This is a genomic window from Aliihoeflea sp. 2WW, assembly GCF_000497755.1.
In the GTDB taxonomy this organism is placed as follows: Bacteria; Pseudomonadota; Alphaproteobacteria; order Rhizobiales; family Rhizobiaceae; genus Aliihoeflea.
On sequence record NZ_AYOD01000002.1, the window covers coordinates 34243 to 52409 of the forward strand.

19 protein-coding genes are annotated in these 18167 nt (G+C 64.0%); 3 read left to right on the forward strand and 16 right to left on the reverse strand.

The genetic code is table 11. The annotated features are described in order from the left end of the window. Positions 1-21: 21 nt before the first annotated feature. From ntrC to dusB, 3 genes are read right to left on the reverse strand one after another with little or no spacing between them, the layout of a single operon-like run. On the reverse strand, positions 22-1488 hold the full coding sequence (gene ntrC, locus ALII_RS0102400) for a nitrogen regulation protein NR(I) (RefSeq protein ID WP_024585740.1): 1467 nt from the start codon (positions 1486-1488) through the stop codon (positions 22-24). Continuing rightward, the gene (locus ALII_RS0102405) at positions 1485-2609 is read right to left on the reverse strand and encodes a nitrogen regulation protein NR(II) (protein WP_024585741.1); all 1125 of its coding nucleotides are present in this window, start codon (positions 2607-2609) and stop codon (positions 1485-1487) included. Before ALII_RS0102405 ends, ntrC begins: the two co-directional genes overlap by 4 nt. Then, on the reverse strand, positions 2606-3619 hold the full coding sequence (gene dusB, locus ALII_RS0102410) for a tRNA dihydrouridine synthase DusB (RefSeq protein WP_024585742.1): 1014 nt from the start codon (positions 3617-3619) through the stop codon (positions 2606-2608). The genes ALII_RS0102405 and dusB overlap by 4 nt, the downstream gene beginning before the upstream one ends. A 134-nt stretch (positions 3620-3753) precedes the next feature. Between dusB and ALII_RS0102415 the strand changes: the two genes are divergently transcribed. After that, positions 3754-4956: a bifunctional 2-C-methyl-D-erythritol 4-phosphate cytidylyltransferase/2-C-methyl-D-erythritol 2,4-cyclodiphosphate synthase gene (locus ALII_RS0102415; protein ID WP_029660123.1), complete on the forward strand. Its 1203-nt coding sequence runs from the start codon at positions 3754-3756 to the stop codon at positions 4954-4956. Continuing rightward, entirely contained in the window at positions 4953-5441 is a 489-nt protein-coding gene (locus ALII_RS0102420; RefSeq protein WP_152529507.1) for a CinA family protein, read from the forward strand. The genes ALII_RS0102415 and ALII_RS0102420 overlap by 4 nt, the downstream gene beginning before the upstream one ends. Here the strand turns inward: ALII_RS0102420 and ALII_RS0102425 are convergent. The 10 genes from ALII_RS0102425 to eno all read right to left on the reverse strand — a co-directional run bounded on the left by ALII_RS0102425 (position 5433) and on the right by eno (position 15083). Next, positions 5433-5891: a type II toxin-antitoxin system RatA family toxin gene (locus ALII_RS0102425; protein ID WP_024585745.1), complete on the reverse strand. Its 459-nt coding sequence runs from the start codon at positions 5889-5891 to the stop codon at positions 5433-5435. The genes ALII_RS0102420 and ALII_RS0102425 overlap by 9 nt on opposite strands. Before the next feature lie 2 nt (positions 5892-5893). Then, on the reverse strand, positions 5894-6856 hold the full coding sequence (lipA, locus tag ALII_RS0102430; RefSeq protein ID WP_024585746.1) for a lipoyl synthase: 963 nt from the start codon (positions 6854-6856) through the stop codon (positions 5894-5896). A 118-nt stretch (positions 6857-6974) separates the two neighbouring features. Further along, positions 6975-7229 carry a GlsB/YeaQ/YmgE family stress response membrane protein gene (locus ALII_RS0102435; RefSeq protein ID WP_024585747.1) on the reverse strand — a complete coding sequence of 85 codons (255 nt, stop codon included), beginning with the start codon at positions 7227-7229 and terminating at the stop codon, positions 6975-6977. An 88-nt stretch (positions 7230-7317) separates the two neighbouring features. Next, on the reverse strand, positions 7318-8766 hold the full coding sequence (lpdA, locus tag ALII_RS0102440; RefSeq protein ID WP_024585748.1) for a dihydrolipoyl dehydrogenase: 1449 nt from the start codon (positions 8764-8766) through the stop codon (positions 7318-7320). A 9-nt stretch (positions 8767-8775) separates the two neighbouring features. Continuing rightward, positions 8776-9417, reverse strand: a complete 642-nt coding sequence (locus ALII_RS0102445; protein WP_029660124.1) for an SGNH/GDSL hydrolase family protein — start codon at positions 9415-9417, stop codon at positions 8776-8778. A 15-nt stretch (positions 9418-9432) separates the two neighbouring features. Next, positions 9433-10764, reverse strand: coding sequence for a pyruvate dehydrogenase complex dihydrolipoamide acetyltransferase (locus ALII_RS0102450; RefSeq protein WP_024585750.1), 1332 nt, complete (start codon positions 10762-10764; stop codon positions 9433-9435). Between the two features lie 13 nt (positions 10765-10777). After that, a complete protein-coding gene (locus ALII_RS0102455) occupies positions 10778-12199 on the reverse strand; it encodes a pyruvate dehydrogenase complex E1 component subunit beta (protein WP_024585751.1) in 1422 nt (473 codons plus the stop codon). Positions 12200-12211: 12 nt separating this feature from the next. Next, a complete protein-coding gene (pdhA, locus tag ALII_RS0102460; protein WP_024585752.1) occupies positions 12212-13252 on the reverse strand; it encodes a pyruvate dehydrogenase (acetyl-transferring) E1 component subunit alpha in 1041 nt (346 codons plus the stop codon). Between the two features lie 178 nt (positions 13253-13430). Beyond that, positions 13431-13745 carry a septum formation initiator family protein gene (locus ALII_RS0102465; protein WP_024585753.1) on the reverse strand — a complete coding sequence of 105 codons (315 nt, stop codon included), beginning with the start codon at positions 13743-13745 and terminating at the stop codon, positions 13431-13433. 51 nt (positions 13746-13796) lie between these two features. Beyond that, entirely contained in the window at positions 13797-15083 is a 1287-nt protein-coding gene (gene eno, locus ALII_RS0102470) for a phosphopyruvate hydratase (protein WP_024585754.1), read from the reverse strand. A 118-nt stretch (positions 15084-15201) separates the two neighbouring features. On the opposite strand from eno, the gene ALII_RS0102475 reads away from it, so the two are divergent. Then, a complete protein-coding gene (locus tag ALII_RS0102475; protein WP_024585755.1) occupies positions 15202-15996 on the forward strand; it encodes a glycosyltransferase family 25 protein in 795 nt (264 codons plus the stop codon). A gap of 43 nt (positions 15997-16039) precedes the next feature. Here ALII_RS0102475 and ALII_RS0102480 read toward each other — a convergent pair whose 3' ends face one another. From ALII_RS0102480 to ALII_RS0102490, 3 genes are read right to left on the reverse strand one after another with little or no spacing between them, the layout of a single operon-like run. Then, positions 16040-16405 (reverse strand): PRC-barrel domain-containing protein, encoded by a 366-nt coding sequence (locus ALII_RS0102480; RefSeq protein ID WP_024585756.1) that lies wholly within the window; start codon positions 16403-16405, stop codon positions 16040-16042. A gap of 42 nt (positions 16406-16447) precedes the next feature. Further along, a complete protein-coding gene (gene kdsA, locus ALII_RS0102485) occupies positions 16448-17296 on the reverse strand; it encodes a 3-deoxy-8-phosphooctulonate synthase (protein ID WP_024585757.1) in 849 nt (282 codons plus the stop codon). Continuing rightward, positions 17293-18138 (reverse strand): VOC family protein, encoded by an 846-nt coding sequence (locus ALII_RS0102490; protein WP_024585758.1) that lies wholly within the window; start codon positions 18136-18138, stop codon positions 17293-17295. The genes kdsA and ALII_RS0102490 overlap by 4 nt, the downstream gene beginning before the upstream one ends. Between the last annotated feature and the right edge of the window lie 29 nt (positions 18139-18167).

Here is an 18167-nt window from a genome sequence, read left to right on the forward strand (position 1 = left end):
ATTTTTGGCGAGGACAGAAGGTCAGCCGCCGTTTTGTCCCTTGGCGCCGCGATAGACGTTGACGCCCAGTTCGCGGATTTTCTTGCGGAGCGTGTTTCGGTTGAGGCCGAGGAGTTCGGCCGCCTTGATCTGGTTGCCCCGCGTCGCCGTCATCGAAGCCAAGACTAGCGGGTATTCGACCTCGGTCAGGATGCGGTGATAGAGGCCCGGCGGCGGAAGTTCGGTGCCGAAACCCGAGAAATAGCGCTGCAGATGGAGCTCGACGGCCTGCGAGATGGTCAGTTGCTCGCCGTTCGGGCCGACCGTGGTCCCGTCACTTGCCTGCGCGGTCTGGAGTTCGCTTTCGATGATCTCGGCGGCGATGTCGTCCTGCGGGTAAAGCGCAGAAAGGCGGCGGACGAGGTTTTCGAGTTCGCGCACATTGCCTGGCCAGGGATAGCGCTTCATCAGGTCGATGCCGGCCGGCGCGATGCGCTTGGTCGGCAGGCCCTCGCTTTCGGCCTGCTTGAAGAAGTGGCGGACGAGGTCCGGCACGTCCTCAGAGCGCTCGCGCAACGGCGGCAGGCGCAGCGGCACGACGTTCAGCCGGTAGAACAGGTCTTCGCGGAAGAGCCCCTGGTTGATGAGGGTGCGCAGATCCTTGTTGGTGGCTGCGACGATGCGCACGTCGGTGCGGATCGGCGTGCGGCCGCCGACCGTCGTGTATTCCCCCTGCTGGAGCACGCGCAGGAGGCGCGTCTGCGCTTCCATCGGCATGTCGCCGATCTCGTCGAGGAAGAGCGTGCCGCCTTCGGCCTGTTCGAAACGACCGGACGAGCGGTTCTGCGCGCCGGTGAAGGCGCCTTTCTCGTGGCCGAAGAGTTCCGATTCGATCAGGTCGCGCGGGATCGCGGCCATGTTGATCGCAACGAAGGGGCCGTTGCGGCGACGGCCATATTCATGGAGCGCGCGGGCGACGAGTTCCTTGCCGGTGCCTGATTCGCCCGAGATCATGACGGTCAGATCCGTCTGCATCATGCGGGCGAGCATGCGGTAGATGTCCTGCATGGCGGCCGAGCGGCCGACGAGCGGCATCGATTCGGGCTGGTCCTCGCTGCGCACGTCGCTCTTGATGCGTTTCGGCTCGGCCAGCGCGCGATTGACGATCTGCAAGAGTTCGGTGAGGTCGAACGGCTTCGGCAAATATTCGTAGGCCCCGGTCTCCGAGGCGCGGATCGCGGTCATGAACGTGTTCTGCGCGCTCATGACGACGACCGGCAGGTCCGGCCGCGCCTTCTTGATACGCGGCAGCATATCGAACGCGTTCTCGTCCGGCATCACGACATCGGTGATGACGAGATCGCCCTCGCCTGCCGCGATCCAGCGCCAGAGCGTCGACGCGTTGGAGGTGACGCGGACCTCGTGCCCGACGCGCGAGAGGGCCTGGTTGAGAACGGTGCGGATCGCCGCATCGTCGTCGGCGACGAGGATGTTGCCGCGAACGGTCATGTCGTGAACTCCTGGTAGTCGCGTTCGGCGCCGCCCCTCGGCTCTCTCCAGGTCGGCATCAGGATGCGGAACGTCGTGCCGCGGCCGGTCGAATCGCATTCGATGACGCCGCCATGCTCGCCGACGATCTTGGCGACCAGCGCGAGGCCGAGGCCGGACCCGTTCTGCTTGGTGGAGATGAAGGGGTCGAACAGGATCGGGCGGATGTCTTCCTTGACGCCGGGGCCATTGTCGTGGACGCAGAACTCGAGCGGCAGGGAGATGCGGTCCTGCGTTCCCGGCACGGCGATGCGCATGCCCGGCCGAAACGCCGTCGAAAGCGTGATCTCCCCCGACGGTTCGTTTCCAAGGGCTTCGGCGGCGTTCTTCACCAGATTGAGGAAGACCTGGATCAACTGGTCGCGATTGGCGAAGACCGGGGGAAGCGACGGATCGTAGTCCTCGACGATCTTGATGCGGCTTGCAAACCCGTTGCGCGCGATCGCCTTCACATGGTCGAGGACGACATGGATGTTGACCGGATGGCGGTCGATCGGGCGTTCGTCGGAGAAGATTTCCATGCGGTCGACCAGCGAGACGATGCGGTCGGTCTCGTCCTGGATCAGGCGCGTCAGCGCGCGATCCTCGTCGCCGACGGCGGTCTCCAGCAATTGCGCTGCGCCGCGGATGCCCGAAAGCGGGTTCTTGATCTCATGCGCCAGCATGGCCGCAAGCCCGGTCACCGAACGCGCCGCGCCGCGATGCGTCATCTGACGGTCGATCTTGTCGGCCATCGACCGTTCCTGGAACATGACGACGACCGCGCCTGGAATCTCGGCGATCGGGGAGGCGTGGAGGTCGACCAGTCTGTCGGTTCCGAGACGCGGAGAGGAGATGTCGACGCGGTATTCGTTGAACGGCGCGCGGCGCTCGCGGACCTGGTTGATGAGGGTGATGAGCGGGCTCCCGAAGGGAACGAACCGCTCGATCGGATCGCGTGACAGTAGCGACGCGCTGGAGCGGAAGAAGTCCTCGGCATCGGCATTTGCAAAAACGATGCGCCCGTCCGTATCCACCATGATGACTGGATGGCGGATCGCGTTGAGGATGAGCGCGGCGGAGTTGATCGCGGACTGGCTCATGCGGCGACCGCCAGCGTGGGGGCGGCGAATGCTTCGCGCAGGCTTGCGATGACAGCGCGCGGGTCAAGCCCGGTCATGATGGCTGTTCTCATGGTTGGGTCGGTGTGCGGCGCGTGACGGTCGAGATACCAGCCGAGATGCTTGCGCGCGTGGCGCAGCCCCTGCCCGGTTCCGTAGAGCGCCAGCATGTCCTCGTAATGGGCGACGACGTAGTCGGCGAGCTTGGCCTCCCCGGGGATATCGCGCGCGGACGGGCCGCCGGCGGCCTCAATGATCTGCGCGCCTGCCCATGGCGCGCCGTAGTGCCCGCGGCCGATCATGACGGCATCGGCGCCGGAGAGCGCCAGCGCGCGCCGCGCCGTCGCTGTGTCGACGATATCGCCATTGACGACGAGCGGGACCGAGATCGCACCCTTCACCGCGCGGATCGCCTTCCAGTCCGCCTCGCCCTTGTAGAACTGCTCGCGCGTGCGGCCGTGGACGGTGATCATACGGACGCCAGCGGCGACCGCGCGCGCGGCGATGGCGGGCGCGTTGAGACTTTCGGCGTCCCAGCCGAGGCGCATCTTGACCGTGACCGGCACGTCGACGGCTCCGACGACCGCCTCGATCAACGACATCGCGTGATCGGGTTCGCGCATCAGCGCCGACCCGCAATAGCCACCGGTGACCTTCTTGGCCGGACAGCCCATGTTGATGTCGATAATGTCGGCGCCCTCGCCTGCCGCGATGCGCGCGCCTTCGGCCATCCAGTGCGCGTCGCGCCCGGCGAGCTGGACGACATGGGTCGCTACATCGGGCCGGCGGATGCGGCGCTCGGATTCGGCCCGGCCGCGCGCAAGCTCGCCGCTGGCGACCATTTCGGAGACGACCATGCCGGCGCCATGCAGAAGCGCGCGGCAGCGCATCGGCTCGTCCGTAACGCCGGAGAGCGGCGCCAGGAACACCCGATTGGGAACGCTGACAGTGCCGATATCGAGCGGCGTCGCCAGAACGCAGATTTCAGTCATGCACAAAAACCCGGCACACTCATCTTCTTGCCCAACTGATAGCCATGTTCTTTTCCCGCCGCAACTGCCGCATGCACACAGTCTGGCATTTCTGCCATGCGCTGATATGTGTGCTCGCCAAGCCGGAGACCAGAATGCAAAAGCCGAAAGTCGCAGCCATCATCGTCGCCGCCGGCCGCGGCGAGCGCGCCGGCGATCCGCAGGAAGGGCCGAAGCAGTATCGCCGGATCGGCGGCAAGGCCATCCTTGCCCATACGCTCGAGACGTTTCTGGCGCATTCCGAGATCGGGACCGTCGTCGTCGCGATCCACAAGCACGACGAAAGCCTGTTTCGTGAAGCAGTCGGCGCGCTTGCTGAGCGGGTAACGGTGGTGACGGGTGGCGCGACGCGACAGGCATCGACCTCGAACGCGATGCAGGCACTGGCCGCTGATCCGCCAGATGCTGTTCTCGTCCATGACGGCGTGCGGCCCTTCGTGGACGCCGGGCTCATCTCGCGGGTGATCGCGGGGATAGATGGTGAGACGGGCAGCCTGCCGTCGCTGCCCGTCTCGGACACGCTGAAGGAAGCTGCGCCGGACGGTCTTGTCGCCCGCACGGTTTCTCGTACCGGGCTTTTCGGGGCGCAGACGCCGCAGGGCTTTCCCTTTGCAGCCTTTCATGCCGCCCATGCCCGCGCGGCTGCTCAAGGGCGCGACGATTTCACCGACGATGCGGCCATCGCCGAATGGGCGGGCATTCCCGTGCGGCTCGTCGAAGGTTCGCCCGACAATGTCAAGCTGACCTGGGCGCGGGACATCGCCAATGCCGACACGAAGCTGAGGATCGACGCCACGATGTTTCCCGATATCCGGACCGGCAATGGTTATGACGTCCATTCCTTCGAACCGGGGGACGCGGTGGTGCTGTGCGGCGTCGCAATTCCGCACGACCGGAAATTGTCGGGCCATTCCGATGCGGATGTCGGGCTCCACGCGCTGACCGACGCGCTTCTGGCGACCTGCGGTGCGGGCGATATCGGCACGCATTTTCCGCCATCCGATCCGCAATGGAAAGGCGCGGCGTCGCACATCTTCGTCGAGGAGGCGGTGCGGATCGTCCGGGCGCGCAAGGGCCGGATCGCCAATGCCGACATCACGCTCATTTGCGAAGCGCCACGGATTGGTCCATTTAGGCAGGCAATGACGGATGCGCTCGTCGCCATGCTCGGCATTTCGCCCGACCGGGTTTCGATCAAGGCGACGACGAACGAGAAACTCGGTTTCGTCGGCCGGGGCGAAGGCATCGCCGCCATCGCCACCGCGACCGTCGCCTTTCCAGGAGTGTTGCCGGAATGATGAGTGTGCTGCCCGAACTCGCCCAGGACTTTCTCGACGCCTGCAAACGCCAGGGCGTTCTGGCCGCCACCGCCGAATCCTGTACCGGCGGGCAGATCATCGCCCTTTTGACCGACATTCCCGGTGCCTCGTCGATGATCGATTGCGGGTTCGTGACCTATTCCAACGAGGCCAAGCAGAAGATGCTGGGCGTCAAGGCCGAGACGCTGGAATCGCATGGCGCGGTGTCGGCGGAAACGGCGCGCGAGATGGCCGAGGGTGCGCTCAAGAAGTCTCACGCGGGGATCACGCTCGCGGTCACCGGTATCGCCGGACCGGATGGCGGCAGTGCGGAAAAGCCGGTCGGTCTCGTCTGGTTCGCCATCGCGCGCAAGGGCCATCCGACGCGGGTCGAAAAGCGCCAGTTCGAAGATGGCGGACGCGACCATATCCGGTCCGAGACTGTGCGGACCGCGCTGGTGATGGGGATTTCGGCGCTAAGCTGACGGGACCGCGTAGATATCGTCGGCACGCTTTTCGAAGGCTTCGGCGAACATGCGGAAGGCGCGGTCGAACATCGCGCCCATCATCGCGCCCAGAATGCGGCTCTTGAACTCGTAGTCGATGAAGAAGTGAACGGCCGTTCCGCCATCCTCGGTCGCCTCGAAGTGCCAGCGATTGTCGAGATAGCGGAACGGGCCGTCGACATAGGAGACGTCGATGATGTTCTCGGCGGGCTTCAGCACGACATTGCTGGTAAAGGTCTCGCGCAGCGCCTTGTAGCCGACCGTCATGTCGGCGATCAGCATCGTCAGGCCGTGGCGCTCCTTCTTCGAGCGCACCGACAAGGCCTCGCACATCGGCAGGAACTGCGGATATTTCTCGACATCGGCGACGAGCGCGAACATCTGCTCGGGGCTGTGGCGAACCCGCCGCGTGGTCTCGTATTTCGGCATCGTCAGGCAGCAGCGAGCTTTGCGGCACGCGCCGCCTTCAGACGGGCGAAATCGTCCCCGGCATGGTGCGAGGAGCGGGTCAGCGGGCTCGATGCGACCATCAGGAAGCCCTTGGAATAGGCGACCGTCTCGAAGGACTTGAACTCCTCCGGCGTCACGAACTTCTTGACCGCGTGATGCTTCTTGGACGGCGCGAGGTACTGGCCGATGGTGATGAAGTCGACATCGGCTGAGCGCAAATCGTCCATCAACTGGAGCACTTCGTTCCGCTCCTCGCCGAGCCCGACCATGATGCCGGATTTGGTGAAGATGGTCGGGTCGAGCTCCTTGACCTGCTGAAGCAGGCGGATCGAGTGGAAATAGCGGGCGCCGGGACGGACCGTCAGATAGTTCGACGGCACGGTCTCCAGATTGTGGTTGAAGACATCGGGACGCGCCGCGACCACGATCTCCAGTGCGCCCTTCTTGCGCAGGAAGTCGGGCGTCAGGATTTCGATCGTCGTGCCGGGCGCGGCGGCGCGGATCGCATGGATCACGTCGGCAAAATGCTGCGCGCCGCCATCGGCCAGGTCGTCGCGATCGACGGAGGTGATGACGACGTGGTTGAGCCCCATCTGCGCGACGGCGCGGCCGACGCTTGCGGGCTCCTGCGCATCGAGCGGCATCGGGATTCCGGTCGCGACGTTGCAGAAGGCGCAGGCCCGGGTGCAGATTTCACCCATGATCATGAAGGTGGCGTGCTTCTTGTCCCAGCACTCACCGATATTCGGACAACCGGCTTCCTCGCAGACCGTCACCAGCTTGTTCGACTTCACGATCTCGCGCGTTTCGAGATAGCCCTTCGATACCGGCGCCTTGACCCTGATCCATTCGGGCTTGCGCAAGACTTCCTGGTCGGGCCTGTGGGCCTTTTCCGGGTGGCGCGGGCGCGGGCGGTTGAGCGTGGTGTCGAGTACGGTGACCATGAATGCTCCGGAGCGGGTTCGCCGGTTGTCGTCACCTTGTTCTATAGGGATTTCGCCACAAAAATGTAAGGCCGCCATGAAGCATGGCGGCCTTGCAGAAAATGGATGGTCGGCTCCGTTATCGGCGTATCGCCCTCGCGATCGCGATGAGCAGGCAGGCACCGATGAAGCCGACGATCAGGTAGATCAGAATGCCGGTGCCGGTGTAGATGCCGAGAACGCTCAGCAGGAAGTTGAGGAACGCGGCACCGATGATGCCGAGAATGACGTTCATGAAGATGCCCATGTTGGACTTCATGAACTGTTCGGCGAGCCAGCCAGCAATGCCGCCCACGATGATTGCGCCCAGCAGGCCCATTCCGTTCAGATCCATTCCACTCTCCTAGTTTTGCGGGATCAGTCTGCCGGGGAAACGCAGAGATGTCGCACCGGTTCCGGGCGAATCGTTTGAAACTGCTAAATTAGGCGTTCAATGCACGGCCATAGGCGTCGAGCACGCTTTCCTTCATCATCTCGGACAGGGTGGGGTGCGGGAAGACGGTGTGCATCAGCTCTTCCTCGGTGGTTTCGAGGTTCATCGCGACGACGAAACCCTGGATGAGTTCGGTCACCTCCGCGCCGACCATGTGGGCGCCGAGTAGTTCGCCGGTCTTCTTGTCGAAGATCGTCTTGATCAGGCCCTGGTCCTCGCCGAGTGCGATCGCCTTGCCGTTGGCGGCGAAGGAGAAGCGGCCGACACGGATGTCGCGACCGGCTTCCTTGGCCTTGGCTTCGGTCAGCCCGACGGACGCGACCTGCGGGTGGCAATAGGTGCAGCCGGGAATCTTGCCCTTGTCGAGCGCGTGGACGCCCTTCACACCGGCAATCTTCTCGATGCAGATGACGCCTTCGTGCTCGGCCTTGTGGGCCAGCATCGGCGCACCTGCAACGTCGCCGATGGCGTAGATGCCGTCGACATTCGTCTTGCCGTAGCCGTCGACCACGACCGTGCCGCGCTCGATCTTCACGCCGACATCTTCCAGTCCAAGGCCCTCGACATTGCCCTGGACGCCGACGGCAGAGATCAGGCGGTCGGCGGTGATCGTCTGCGTCTTGCCGTCCTTGGTCTCGACATGAGCGGTGACGGAGTTGCCGGATTTCTCGACCTTCGTCACCTTCGCTTCGAGCAGGAATTTCATGCCCTGCTTTTCGAGCTGCTTTTGCGCCAGCTTGGAAATCTCGGCATCCTCGACCGGCATGATCTGCGGCAGAAGCTCGACGACTGTCACCTCGCCGCCCATCGTGCGATAGAACGAGGCGAACTCGATGCCGATCGCGCCCGACCCCATGACGATCAGCGATTTCGGCATTTCCTGCGGAACCATGGCCTCGAAATAGGTCCAGATCAGCTTGCCGTCCGGCTCGATGCCCGGGAGCACGCGCGGGCGCGCGCCGGTAGCGACGATGATGTGCTTGGCCGAATAGGTGCCCTCGCCCTTGGTGCCTTTTGGCGCAGGATGCTGCGGCTCCATCGGCTTCTTCGACGATTTGGAGACGACGATTTTGCCGCCCTTGGCGAGCTTTGCCTCGCCCCAGATCACGTCGACCTTGTTCTTCTTCATCAGGAAGCCGACACCGCCATTCAGCCGCGCCGAGACGCCGCGAGAGCGTTCGACGACGGCTTTCACGTCGGCCTTCACTTCGCCCGAAATCGACAGGCCGTAATCCTTGGCGTGCTCGGCATAGTGCTTGATCTCTGCCGAGCGCAGAAGCGCCTTGGTCGGGATGCAGCCCCAGTTCAGGCAGATGCCGCCCAGATGCTCGCGCTCGACGATGGCCGTCTTTAACCCGAGCTGGGCGGACCGCACGGCCGTGACGTAGCCGCCCGGGCCCGAGCCGATGATGATGACGTCGTAGTCGGTATCCGCCATGGCAGGCTCCTAGATTCCAAGCATCATGCGGACGATGGGCTCCAGCCCCCGCCCGATGGCGCGCGTGTTTTCCGCATCGAGGTGAACACCGTCGACCGGCGTCGTTTCAGCGACCGATCCGGCATCGAAGAAGCCGCAACCCCATTCGTCGGCGAGGTCGGCATAGAAACTCGCCAGCATTTGCGACTGCTCGACGCCGCCGGCGAACATGGCGCTGTATTCGGTGTTGGCGGTTTCGCACAGCGGCGGCGGGGCGACGATGAGCACCGCCGGCGGCTCGGACTGGCCGTCGCGCATGGCGTTGAACTTGATCAGTTCCACCAGCCGGCGCATGCCCTGCATTGCGGCGAGCGCCGTGCCTGCAATGGCGGGCTTCATGTCGTTCGAGCCGAGCAGGATGATGACGAGGTCGATCGGCGCGTGGGTGTAGAGAACGGTCGGCAGGATGCGCGCGCCGTTGCGGTCGCAATCGGCCAGATGCTCGTCGAAAGCCGTCGTGCGCCCGCGCAGGCCCTCGGCGATGATTTGGATATCCGAGCCAAGTGCCGCCTGCAGCACGTTCGGCCAGCGATCGGCGAACGCATGGCGTCCGCCGGTTTCGGCGTCGGAGCCCCAGGTGATGGAATCGCCGTAGCAGAGGATGGTTTTCATCAAGGTAATCCCTGCCTAGACCAGCATCCCCATCGGGTTCTCGATTAGCCGCTTGAACGCCGCGAGCAGCTCGGCTCCGAGCGCCCCATCCACCGCGCGGTGATCCGTCGAAAGCGTCACAGACATGACGTTGGCGACCTTGATCTCGCCGTTCTTCACGACCGCCCGCTCCTCGCCCGCGCCGACCGCAAGAATGGTCGCGTGGGGCGGGTTGATGACTGCGGCGAAGTCTTTGATGCCGAACATGCCGAGATTGGAGACGGCGGTCGTGCCGCCCTGATATTCTTCGGGCTTCAGCTTCTTGTTGCGCGCGCGGGCGGCCATGTCCTTCATCTCGTTGGAGATGGCGGAGAGCGACTTCTGGTCGGCCTTGCGGATGATCGGGGTGATCAGCCCGCCGGGGATCGATACGGCGACGCCGACATCGGCATGGCGGTGCTTCAGCATCCCGCCTTCGGACCACGACACGTTGGCATCCGGCACGGCGACGAGCGCCATCGCCATCGCCTTGATGACGAGGTCGTTGACGGACAGCTTGTAGGCCGGGACCTCGCCCTTTTCGGTCTTCTTGACCGGCGCCGCGTCGTTGATCTGCTTGCGCAGTGCGAGCAGCGCGTCGATCTCGCAATCGAGCGTCAGATAGAAATGCGGAACGGTCGACTTCGCCTCGACGAGGCGGCGCGCGATGGTCTTGCGCATGTTGTCGTGCGGGACGATCTCGTAGGAGCCTTCCTCGAAAAGCTTGAGGATCGCGTCGTCAGACATGCCCTTGACCGGCGCGGCGGCGGCAGGCGCAGCCTTGTCGGCTGGAGCGGCCTTGGCGACGCCGCCTTTCGAGGCGGCCTCGACGTCCGCCTTCACCACACGGCCATGCGGGCCGGAGCCGGTGACGGCGGAAAGGTCCAGCCCGGCATCCTTGGCGAGACGGCGGGCGAGCGGCGAGGCGAAGGTGCGCTCGCCGCCCGCGGATTTCTGCGGAGCGGCGGGCGCTTCGGCTTTTGCTTCCGGCTGTTTCGGCTTTTCTGCGGTCGCAGGCTCGGCAGCCTTTTGCGGCTTCGCTTCCGCCTTCGGGGCCTCCGCCTTGGCGGCCGCACCCGCATCCTCGCCCTCTTCGGCGAGGACCGCGATCAGCGCGTTGACCTTGACGCCCTCGGTGCCGGCGGGAACGACGATCTTTGCGACCGTCCCCTCGTCGACAGCCTCGACTTCCATCGTCGCCTTGTCGGTCTCGATCTCGGCAATGACGTCGCCGGGAGCGACCTTGTCGCCCTCCTTGACCAGCCATTTGGCCAGGTTGCCCTCCTCCATGGTTGGGGAGAGCGCGGGCATGGTGATGTTGATCGGCATGGTCCGCTCTCCCTCAGGCCTTGTAGGTGACGGCCTTCACGGCCTCGACGACCTCGGCGACGCTCGGCAAAGCGAGCTTTTCGAGATTGGCCGCGTAGGGCATCGGCACGTCCTTGCCGGCGACGGTGATGATCGGCGCGTCGAGATGGTCGAAGGCGCGCTGCATCACCTGGCTGGCGACATGCTCGCCGACGGAGGATTGCGGGAAGCCTTCCTCGACGGTGACGAGGCGGTTAGTCTTCTTGACGCTCTCGACCACCGTGTCGATGTCGATCGGACGGATGGTGCGCAAATCGATGATCTCGACGTCGACCCCCTCGCCCGCCAGTTGTTCGGCCGCCTTGACCGCATAGGTCATGCCGATGCCGAAGGAGACGATGGTGGCATCCTTACCAGTCTTGTGAACGCGCGCCTTGCCGATCGGCAGGACGAAATCATTCATCTTCGGCACGTCGAAGGTCTGGCCGTAGAGGATTTCGTTTTCGAGGAAGACGACCGGGTTCGGATCGCGGATCGCGGCCTTGAGGAGCCCCTTCGCATCGGCGGCCGTATAGGGCATCACGACTTTCAGGCCAGGAATGTGGCCGTACCAGGCGGCGTAGCACTGCGAATGCTGGGCGCCGACGCGGGCCGCCGCGCCGTTCGGGCCGCGGAAGACGATCGGCGCGCCCATCTGGCCGCCGGCCATATAGAGCGTCTTGGCGGCCGAGTTCACCAGATGATCGATCGCCTGCATGGCGAAGTTGAAGGTCATGAACTCGACGATCGGCTTCAGCCCAGCCATCGCCGCACCGACGCCGACGCCGGCAAAACCATGCTCGGTGATCGGCGTGTCGACGACGCGCCTGTCGCCGAACTCCTGCAGCAGCCCCTGCGTGATCTTGTAGGCGCCCTGATACTCGGCGACTTCCTCGCCCATGATGAAGACGTTGTCGTCGCGGCGCATTTCCTCGGCCATCGCGTCGCGCAAAGCTTCGCGGACGGTGGTCGGGACCATCTCGGTGCCTGCCGGAATGTCGGGATCGGCGGCGACATCCGTATTCGGAGCGGCGGGGACGGAAGCGCCGTCCTTCTTGGCTGACGGCTCCTCCGTTGCCTGCTTGTCCTTGCCGCCGGCAGCATCAGCGGCCTGCTCGGGTTCGTCGGAAGACTTGGCGGGCTTTGATGCCTTGCCGACATCGTCGGCGCTTTCGCCTTCCTCGAGCAGAACGGCGATCGGCGTGTTGACCTTCACGCCCTCCGTGCCGGCCGCGATCAGGATCTTGCCGATCGTGCCTTCATCAACGGCTTCGACTTCCATCGTCGCCTTGTCGGTCTCGATCTCGGCGATGACGTCGCCGGCGACGACCTTGTCGCCTTCGTTTTTCAGCCACTTGGCCAAGTTGCCCTCTTCCATGGTCGGCGAGAGCGCGGGCATCAAAATTTCAATCGGCATGGAGCGCGCTCCTCAAAGAAGAATGTCGGTGTAGAGCTCGGACGCATCCGGCTCCGGATCGTTCTGCGCGAACTCCGCCGAATCGGCGACGATCTCGCGAACCTCCTTGTCGATGGCCTTGAGTTCGTCCTCGGTGGCCCATTTCTTCTCGACCAGGCGCGCCTTCACCTGCTCGATCGGATCGTGCTCGGAGCGCATCTTCTGCACTTCGTCCTTGGAGCGATATTTCGCCGGGTCCGACATGGAGTGGCCGCGATAGCGGTAGGTCTGCATCTCGAGGATCATCGGGCCGTTGCCCGCACGCGCCCATTCGACCGCCATGTCGCCGGCAGCCTTGACCGCGCGCACGTCCATTCCGTCGACCTGGATGCCAGGAATGTTGAACGAAGCGCCGCGGTGCGAAAAGTCGGTCTGCGCCGAGGCGCGGGCAACCGAGGTGCCCATGGCGTAGCGGTTGTTCTCGATAATGTAGATCGACGGCAGCTTCCACAAAGCCGCCATGTTGAAGCTCTCGTAGACCTGGCCCTGGTTGGCCGCGCCATCACCGAAATAGACCAGCGAGACATTGTCGTTGCCGCGATAGCGATTGGCGAAGGCGAGGCCGGTGCCGAGCGAGACCTGGCCGCCCACAATGCCGTGACCGCCGTAAAAGTTCTTCTCCTTAGAGAACATGTGCATCGAGCCGCCCTTGCCGCGCGAATAGCCGCTGCGGCGTCCGGTCAGCTCGGCCATCACCCCGCGCGCGGTCATGCCGGTTGCGAGCATGTGGCCGTGGTCACGATAGCCGGTGATGACCTGGTCGCCGTCCTTCAGCGCCATCTGCATGCCGGTGACGACGGCTTCCTGGCCGATGTAAAGGTGACAAAAGCCGCCGATGAAGCCCATGCCGTAGAGCTGGCCCGCCTTCTCCTCGAAGCGGCGGATCAGGAGCATGTCGCGATAGGCCTTGTGTTCTTCGTCCTTCGAGAACTCGAGCGGCGGCGGTGTCTTGATCGCAGAAGTGGATTTCGCGTCGGCTTTTACGCGCGACGCTTTCTTGGCGGCTGTTGCCATGCCTTGGGTCTCCCGGAGCCTGTCTCTTTGCGGACAACCGGGCATGTGAGCAAACCCGGATATTGACCCAAGGCTAGCATGGCGACTTCGTTCCCGCTATGCCGATTTCGCATAGCGGATATTCGTCGAAGGCGCTGAAAAAACAGTGGAATTAGGTGATTAACTGAAAACGAGTTAATCAACGATCGAGATAGATCACGACTTCGTCGTCGCGCACGAGATCGAGCGCGCGGCGTGCCTGCTCATCGAGCATGTCGCGCTCGATCGTTCCATCATTGATGAGAACGAGCCGCGTTTCAAGCGCTTCGCGCTCGACGACCAGTTCGTCGAGCTCCGCCTGCAGGATGGCGACACGCTCTTCCAGACGCTGCTTCGAATTGATGCCGTAGGCCCCATGAAAGGCATGGTAGCCGAAATAAGCCAGAAAGGCCGATGCGACGACCGGCACGATCAGGCGACCGGTGTTGCGCTGCTTGTGATGACGGGTCCACATGGGGCGATTCCTTGAATAGAACCATGTGAACCCGCCATGCTTAATGGACGGTTACGAAGCGCGTCCCGAACGCAGGATCGAGCGGCCGGCATAGCGCGCCGAGCGGCCGAGTTCCTGCTCGATGCGCAGGAGCTGGTTGTACTTGGCAAGCCGGTCCGAGCGGGCAAGCGAGCCGGTCTTGATCTGCCCGCAATTGGTCGCGACGGCGAGATCGGCGATGGTCGAATCCTCGGTCTCGCCCGAGCGGTGCGACATGACCGCAGTGTAGGCCGCCTTATGCGCCGTCTCGACCGCGTCGAGCGTTTCCGACAGCGAGCCGATCTGGTTGACCTTGACGAGGATTGAATTCGCGACGCCCATGCGGATGCCGTCTTTCAATCGCGCCGAATTGGTGACGAAGAGATCGTCGCCGACGAGCTGGACCTTGTCGCCGACGAGGTCGGTCAGCGCCTTCCAGCCGTCCCAGTCGTCTTCGCCCATGCCGTCCTCGATGGAGATGATCGGGTAGGCGTCGCACAGCTTGGCGAGATATTCGGCCTGGGCCTGACCCTCACGCTTCGCGCCCTCGCCCTCATAGTCGTAGACGCCGTTCTTGAAGAACTCGGTCGCCGCGCAATCGAGCGCCAGCGCGACTTCCTCGCCCGGGTTAAAGCCGGCCTTCTCGATCGATTTGGTGACAAAATCGAGCGCGTCCTCGGCGCTCTTCAGGTTCGGCGCAAATCCGCCCTCGTCGCCGACATTGGTGTTGTGCCCGGCCTGCTTCAAATCCTTCTTCAGCGTGTGGAAGATTTCCGCACCCCAGCGCAGGGCCTCGCGGAAGCTCTCCGCGCCGACCGGCATGATCATGAATTCCTGGAAGTCGATCGGATTGTCGGCATGGGCGCCGCCATTGATGATGTTCATCATCGGAACGGGAAGGACATGGGCGCCGGCGCCGCCGACATAGCGGTAGAGCGGCAGGCCCGACGACTGCGCGGCGGCCTTGGCGACGGCGAGCGAAACGCCGAGGATCGCGTTGGCGCCGAGCCGCGCCTTGTTGGGCGTGCCGTCGAGATCGATCATCGTACGGTCGATGTGAAGCTGGTTCTCGGCTTCCATGCCGCCGATCGCCTCGAATATCTCGCCATTGGCGGCTTCGACGGCACCCTCGACGCCCTTGCCGAGATAGCGCGAGCCGCCGTCGCGCAGCTCGACCGCCTCATGCGCGCCGGTCGACGCGCCCGACGGGACGGCCGCGCGGCCGAATGCACCGTCTTCCAGCGTGACGTCGACCTCGACGGTCGGGTTGCCACGGCTGTCGAGGATTTCGCGGGCCGTGATGTCGATGATTGCGGTCATGGCGGAGGCACCTTTGGCTGGGAATGGTGCGGGTTTCTTAGCGAAAGGCTGCGAAAAGGCAATGACAAGGCGCTGAAGCCGGGCATATATCCGGTCCGGCTTGCAAGGACCAAGGCGCATGCAATCGTTCGTCATCAATCTCGATCGCGCAACGGAACGGCTGGCGCATATCGAGGCTACATTTGCACGTCTGGGTCTATCGTTCGAACGCGTTCCGGCGATCGATGGCCGACGTCTTGAAGCCGACGAGATCGACCGCTGGCAAAGACCGGGAAGTGCCGTCGGGCCTTCCGAGATCGCCTGTTTCCTCAGTCATCGGCGCTGCTGGCAAGAAATCGTTGCACGCGATCTCGCACACGCCGCCATTTTTGAGGACGACGTGCTGCTCAGTAGCGATGCCGCCGAATTCCTGAGTAGCGCAGAGTGGATCGTCAGCGACGCCCACATTGTCAAACTCGAAACAAACGGCCGCCCGACATTCGTGGCGCGAAATCCTGCAAGCACCCATTCGGGCCGTGAACTTCGGCGCCTGACCGGACCGCATTTCAACGCCGCCGCTTATATCGTGTCCCGTTCTGCAGCAGAACGACTGATCGAGGCCAGCAACGTTATCGAGATGCCGGTGGACCTGTTTCTGTTCGACGCTCGCGGGCTTCAGCACTGGCCGACCTACCAGTTGATGCCGGCCCTTTGTGCGCAGCCATTCGTCGCGCACCGCCTGAGCCTTGCACCCGGTCCGAGAGATCTGGAGCCCAGTACGATCGAAGAAGACCGCCGCCGACGCCGACCTCGCGGGTGGCGACGGTTGCGACACAAGCTGCGCCGGATAATCGAGGAATTTCGCCAGACGTCGCGGGGCTTTGTCGTCCGGCTGACGGGGCCGCACCAATGGGGCCCTGTACCCTTCAAATGAAAAGGCCCCGCGATGCGGGGCCTTTGAAGAGAATGACGGTCGATCAGTACCAGTAGGGCTGGACCTTGTAGTAATCATAGGAGGCGTCGCGCGCGGCCTTGCCGTCCGAGCCGGTCAGATCGTCGATGTCGTGCGTCGGCGCGGCCTCGAGCTGTTCGCGCGTGAAGGGTACGACGTAGCCTTCCTGGTTCTTCTCGTAGTCGAGGGCCGACCATGGAATGGCGTGGTACTTCTCGCCGATCCCGAGGAAGCCGCCGAAACCGATGACCGCGAACATGATGTTGTTGGACGTCTTGTCCAGCATCACGTCCTCGATCGAGCCGATATGCTGGCCTTCGGTGTTGTAGACATTGGTGCCGATGACGCGCGAGGCGCGGATGGCCTGGGTGTGGCCTGTTGCGGTGGTCATTGAACTGCTCCTTGGGTTGTTTCCCGTTGAGCATCCAACCGATCAACTTGGTGAATGTTCCGACGATTTTGCGATCCGGTCGAAGGCGACCAGGCGCGAAAGAAGCGCTTCCATCTGGTCGATCGGGACCATGTTCGGCCCATCGGAAGGCGCATTGTCCGGGTCCTGGTGCGTCTCGATGAAGACGCCTGCGACGCCGACCGCGACCGCTGCGCGCGCCAGCGTTTCGACGAAGCGGCGCTCGCCGCCCGACGATCCGCCCTGCCCGCCCGGCTGCTGCACCGAGTGGGTCGCGTCGAAGATCACCGGCGCGCCCGTCTCGGCCATGATCGGCAGCGAGCGCATGTCGGAGACAAGCGTATTGTAGCCGAAGGAGGCGCCGCGCTCGGTCAGGAGGACGTTGGGATTGCCCGATTCGGTCACCTTGGCGATGACGTTCTTCATGTCCCAGGGCGCGAGGAACTGGCCCTTCTTGACGTTGACGACCTTGCCGGTGTTTGCGGCTGCGATCAGAAGATCGGTCTGGCGCGACAGGAAGGCCGGGATCTGCAGGATGTCGACCACGTCCGCGACGATGCCGCACTGTTCCTCCGTGTGGACGTCGGTCAAGACGGGAAAGCCGAACTCGCGCGTCAGATCGGCGAAGACCGGCAGCGCGGCGTCGAGGCCAGCACCGCGCGTTCCCTTCAGCGAGGTACGGTTGGCCTTGTCGAAGGACGATTTGTAGACAAGGCCGAGGCCAAGCCGGTCGGTGATCTCCTTCAGCCGGCCGGCCATGTCGAAGGCATGATCGCGGCTTTCGAGCTGGCAGGGGCCCGCGATCAGGACGAATGGCGCATCGTTGGCGAAGGCTACATTGCCGACGGAGACGGTCGCGTTGGGGCGGATCATGATCTGTCCTCGAAAGTGAAAGTTGCGCCCTGCCCCGGTGCGGGCCGGACCGTCAGCGTGCGGCCTTCCCGTTCGAAGGCGATCTTTCCGGCCGCGAGCGCTGCAGCAGTCGTATCGATATCGGCGACGGCGAAGTGGATCGCGGCAAGGCGCAGCGGTCCGTCCGCAGGCTCCATCGCCAGGCGTGAATTGCCCAGACGTGCGACGATGGCGCCATTTTCAGTCGCGACCGGCGCGTGGGCGAGTACCGACAGGAAGGCTTTGTGGGTTTGCGGATCGGCGGCAGCCAGTGTCACGCCGGCAATGCCGGTCGCGCCGTTGCGATGCGTTTGGAGCGCGGCCCGTCCTGCCGTGGCCGGCGCTTCGATCCGCTGGCAGGTGAAGAAATAGGCCGCGTCGCTGTCAGGCACCGCTGCGAAGGCGAGCCGGAACGAGACCTTGCCGGACTTGCCAGCGGGGTCGACAAAGGCGCGGGAGAAATCGAGAATGGGGCCGGCAGAAACATCCGCTTTTTCAAACCCGGCATGATCGGCCCTCGCATCGTCCGTCTTGAAGACGAGCGCCGAGAAGCCATTGTCGCCGACGGCCTGCCGATAGAGTGCGTCGCGAGCGACGAAGACATTGCGGCTCGCGACCGCTTCGCGGACCTTGGCCGCATCGCCGATCGCCAGCGGCTCGAGGAAGGTGTCGTCCGCGAAATAGACGCATGAGTTGATCGTGCCGAACGGGTGCGTGCCCTGCGACGCCACCGTGAACCCGAGAGCCTCATAGCGTGAGCGCGCCGTTGCCAGGTCGGGCACAGGCAGGACGCAATGGTCGAGAAGTCGCGGCGTCAATGTCATCGCGGCGGTTTGCCCCAAAGCGGGCTCGG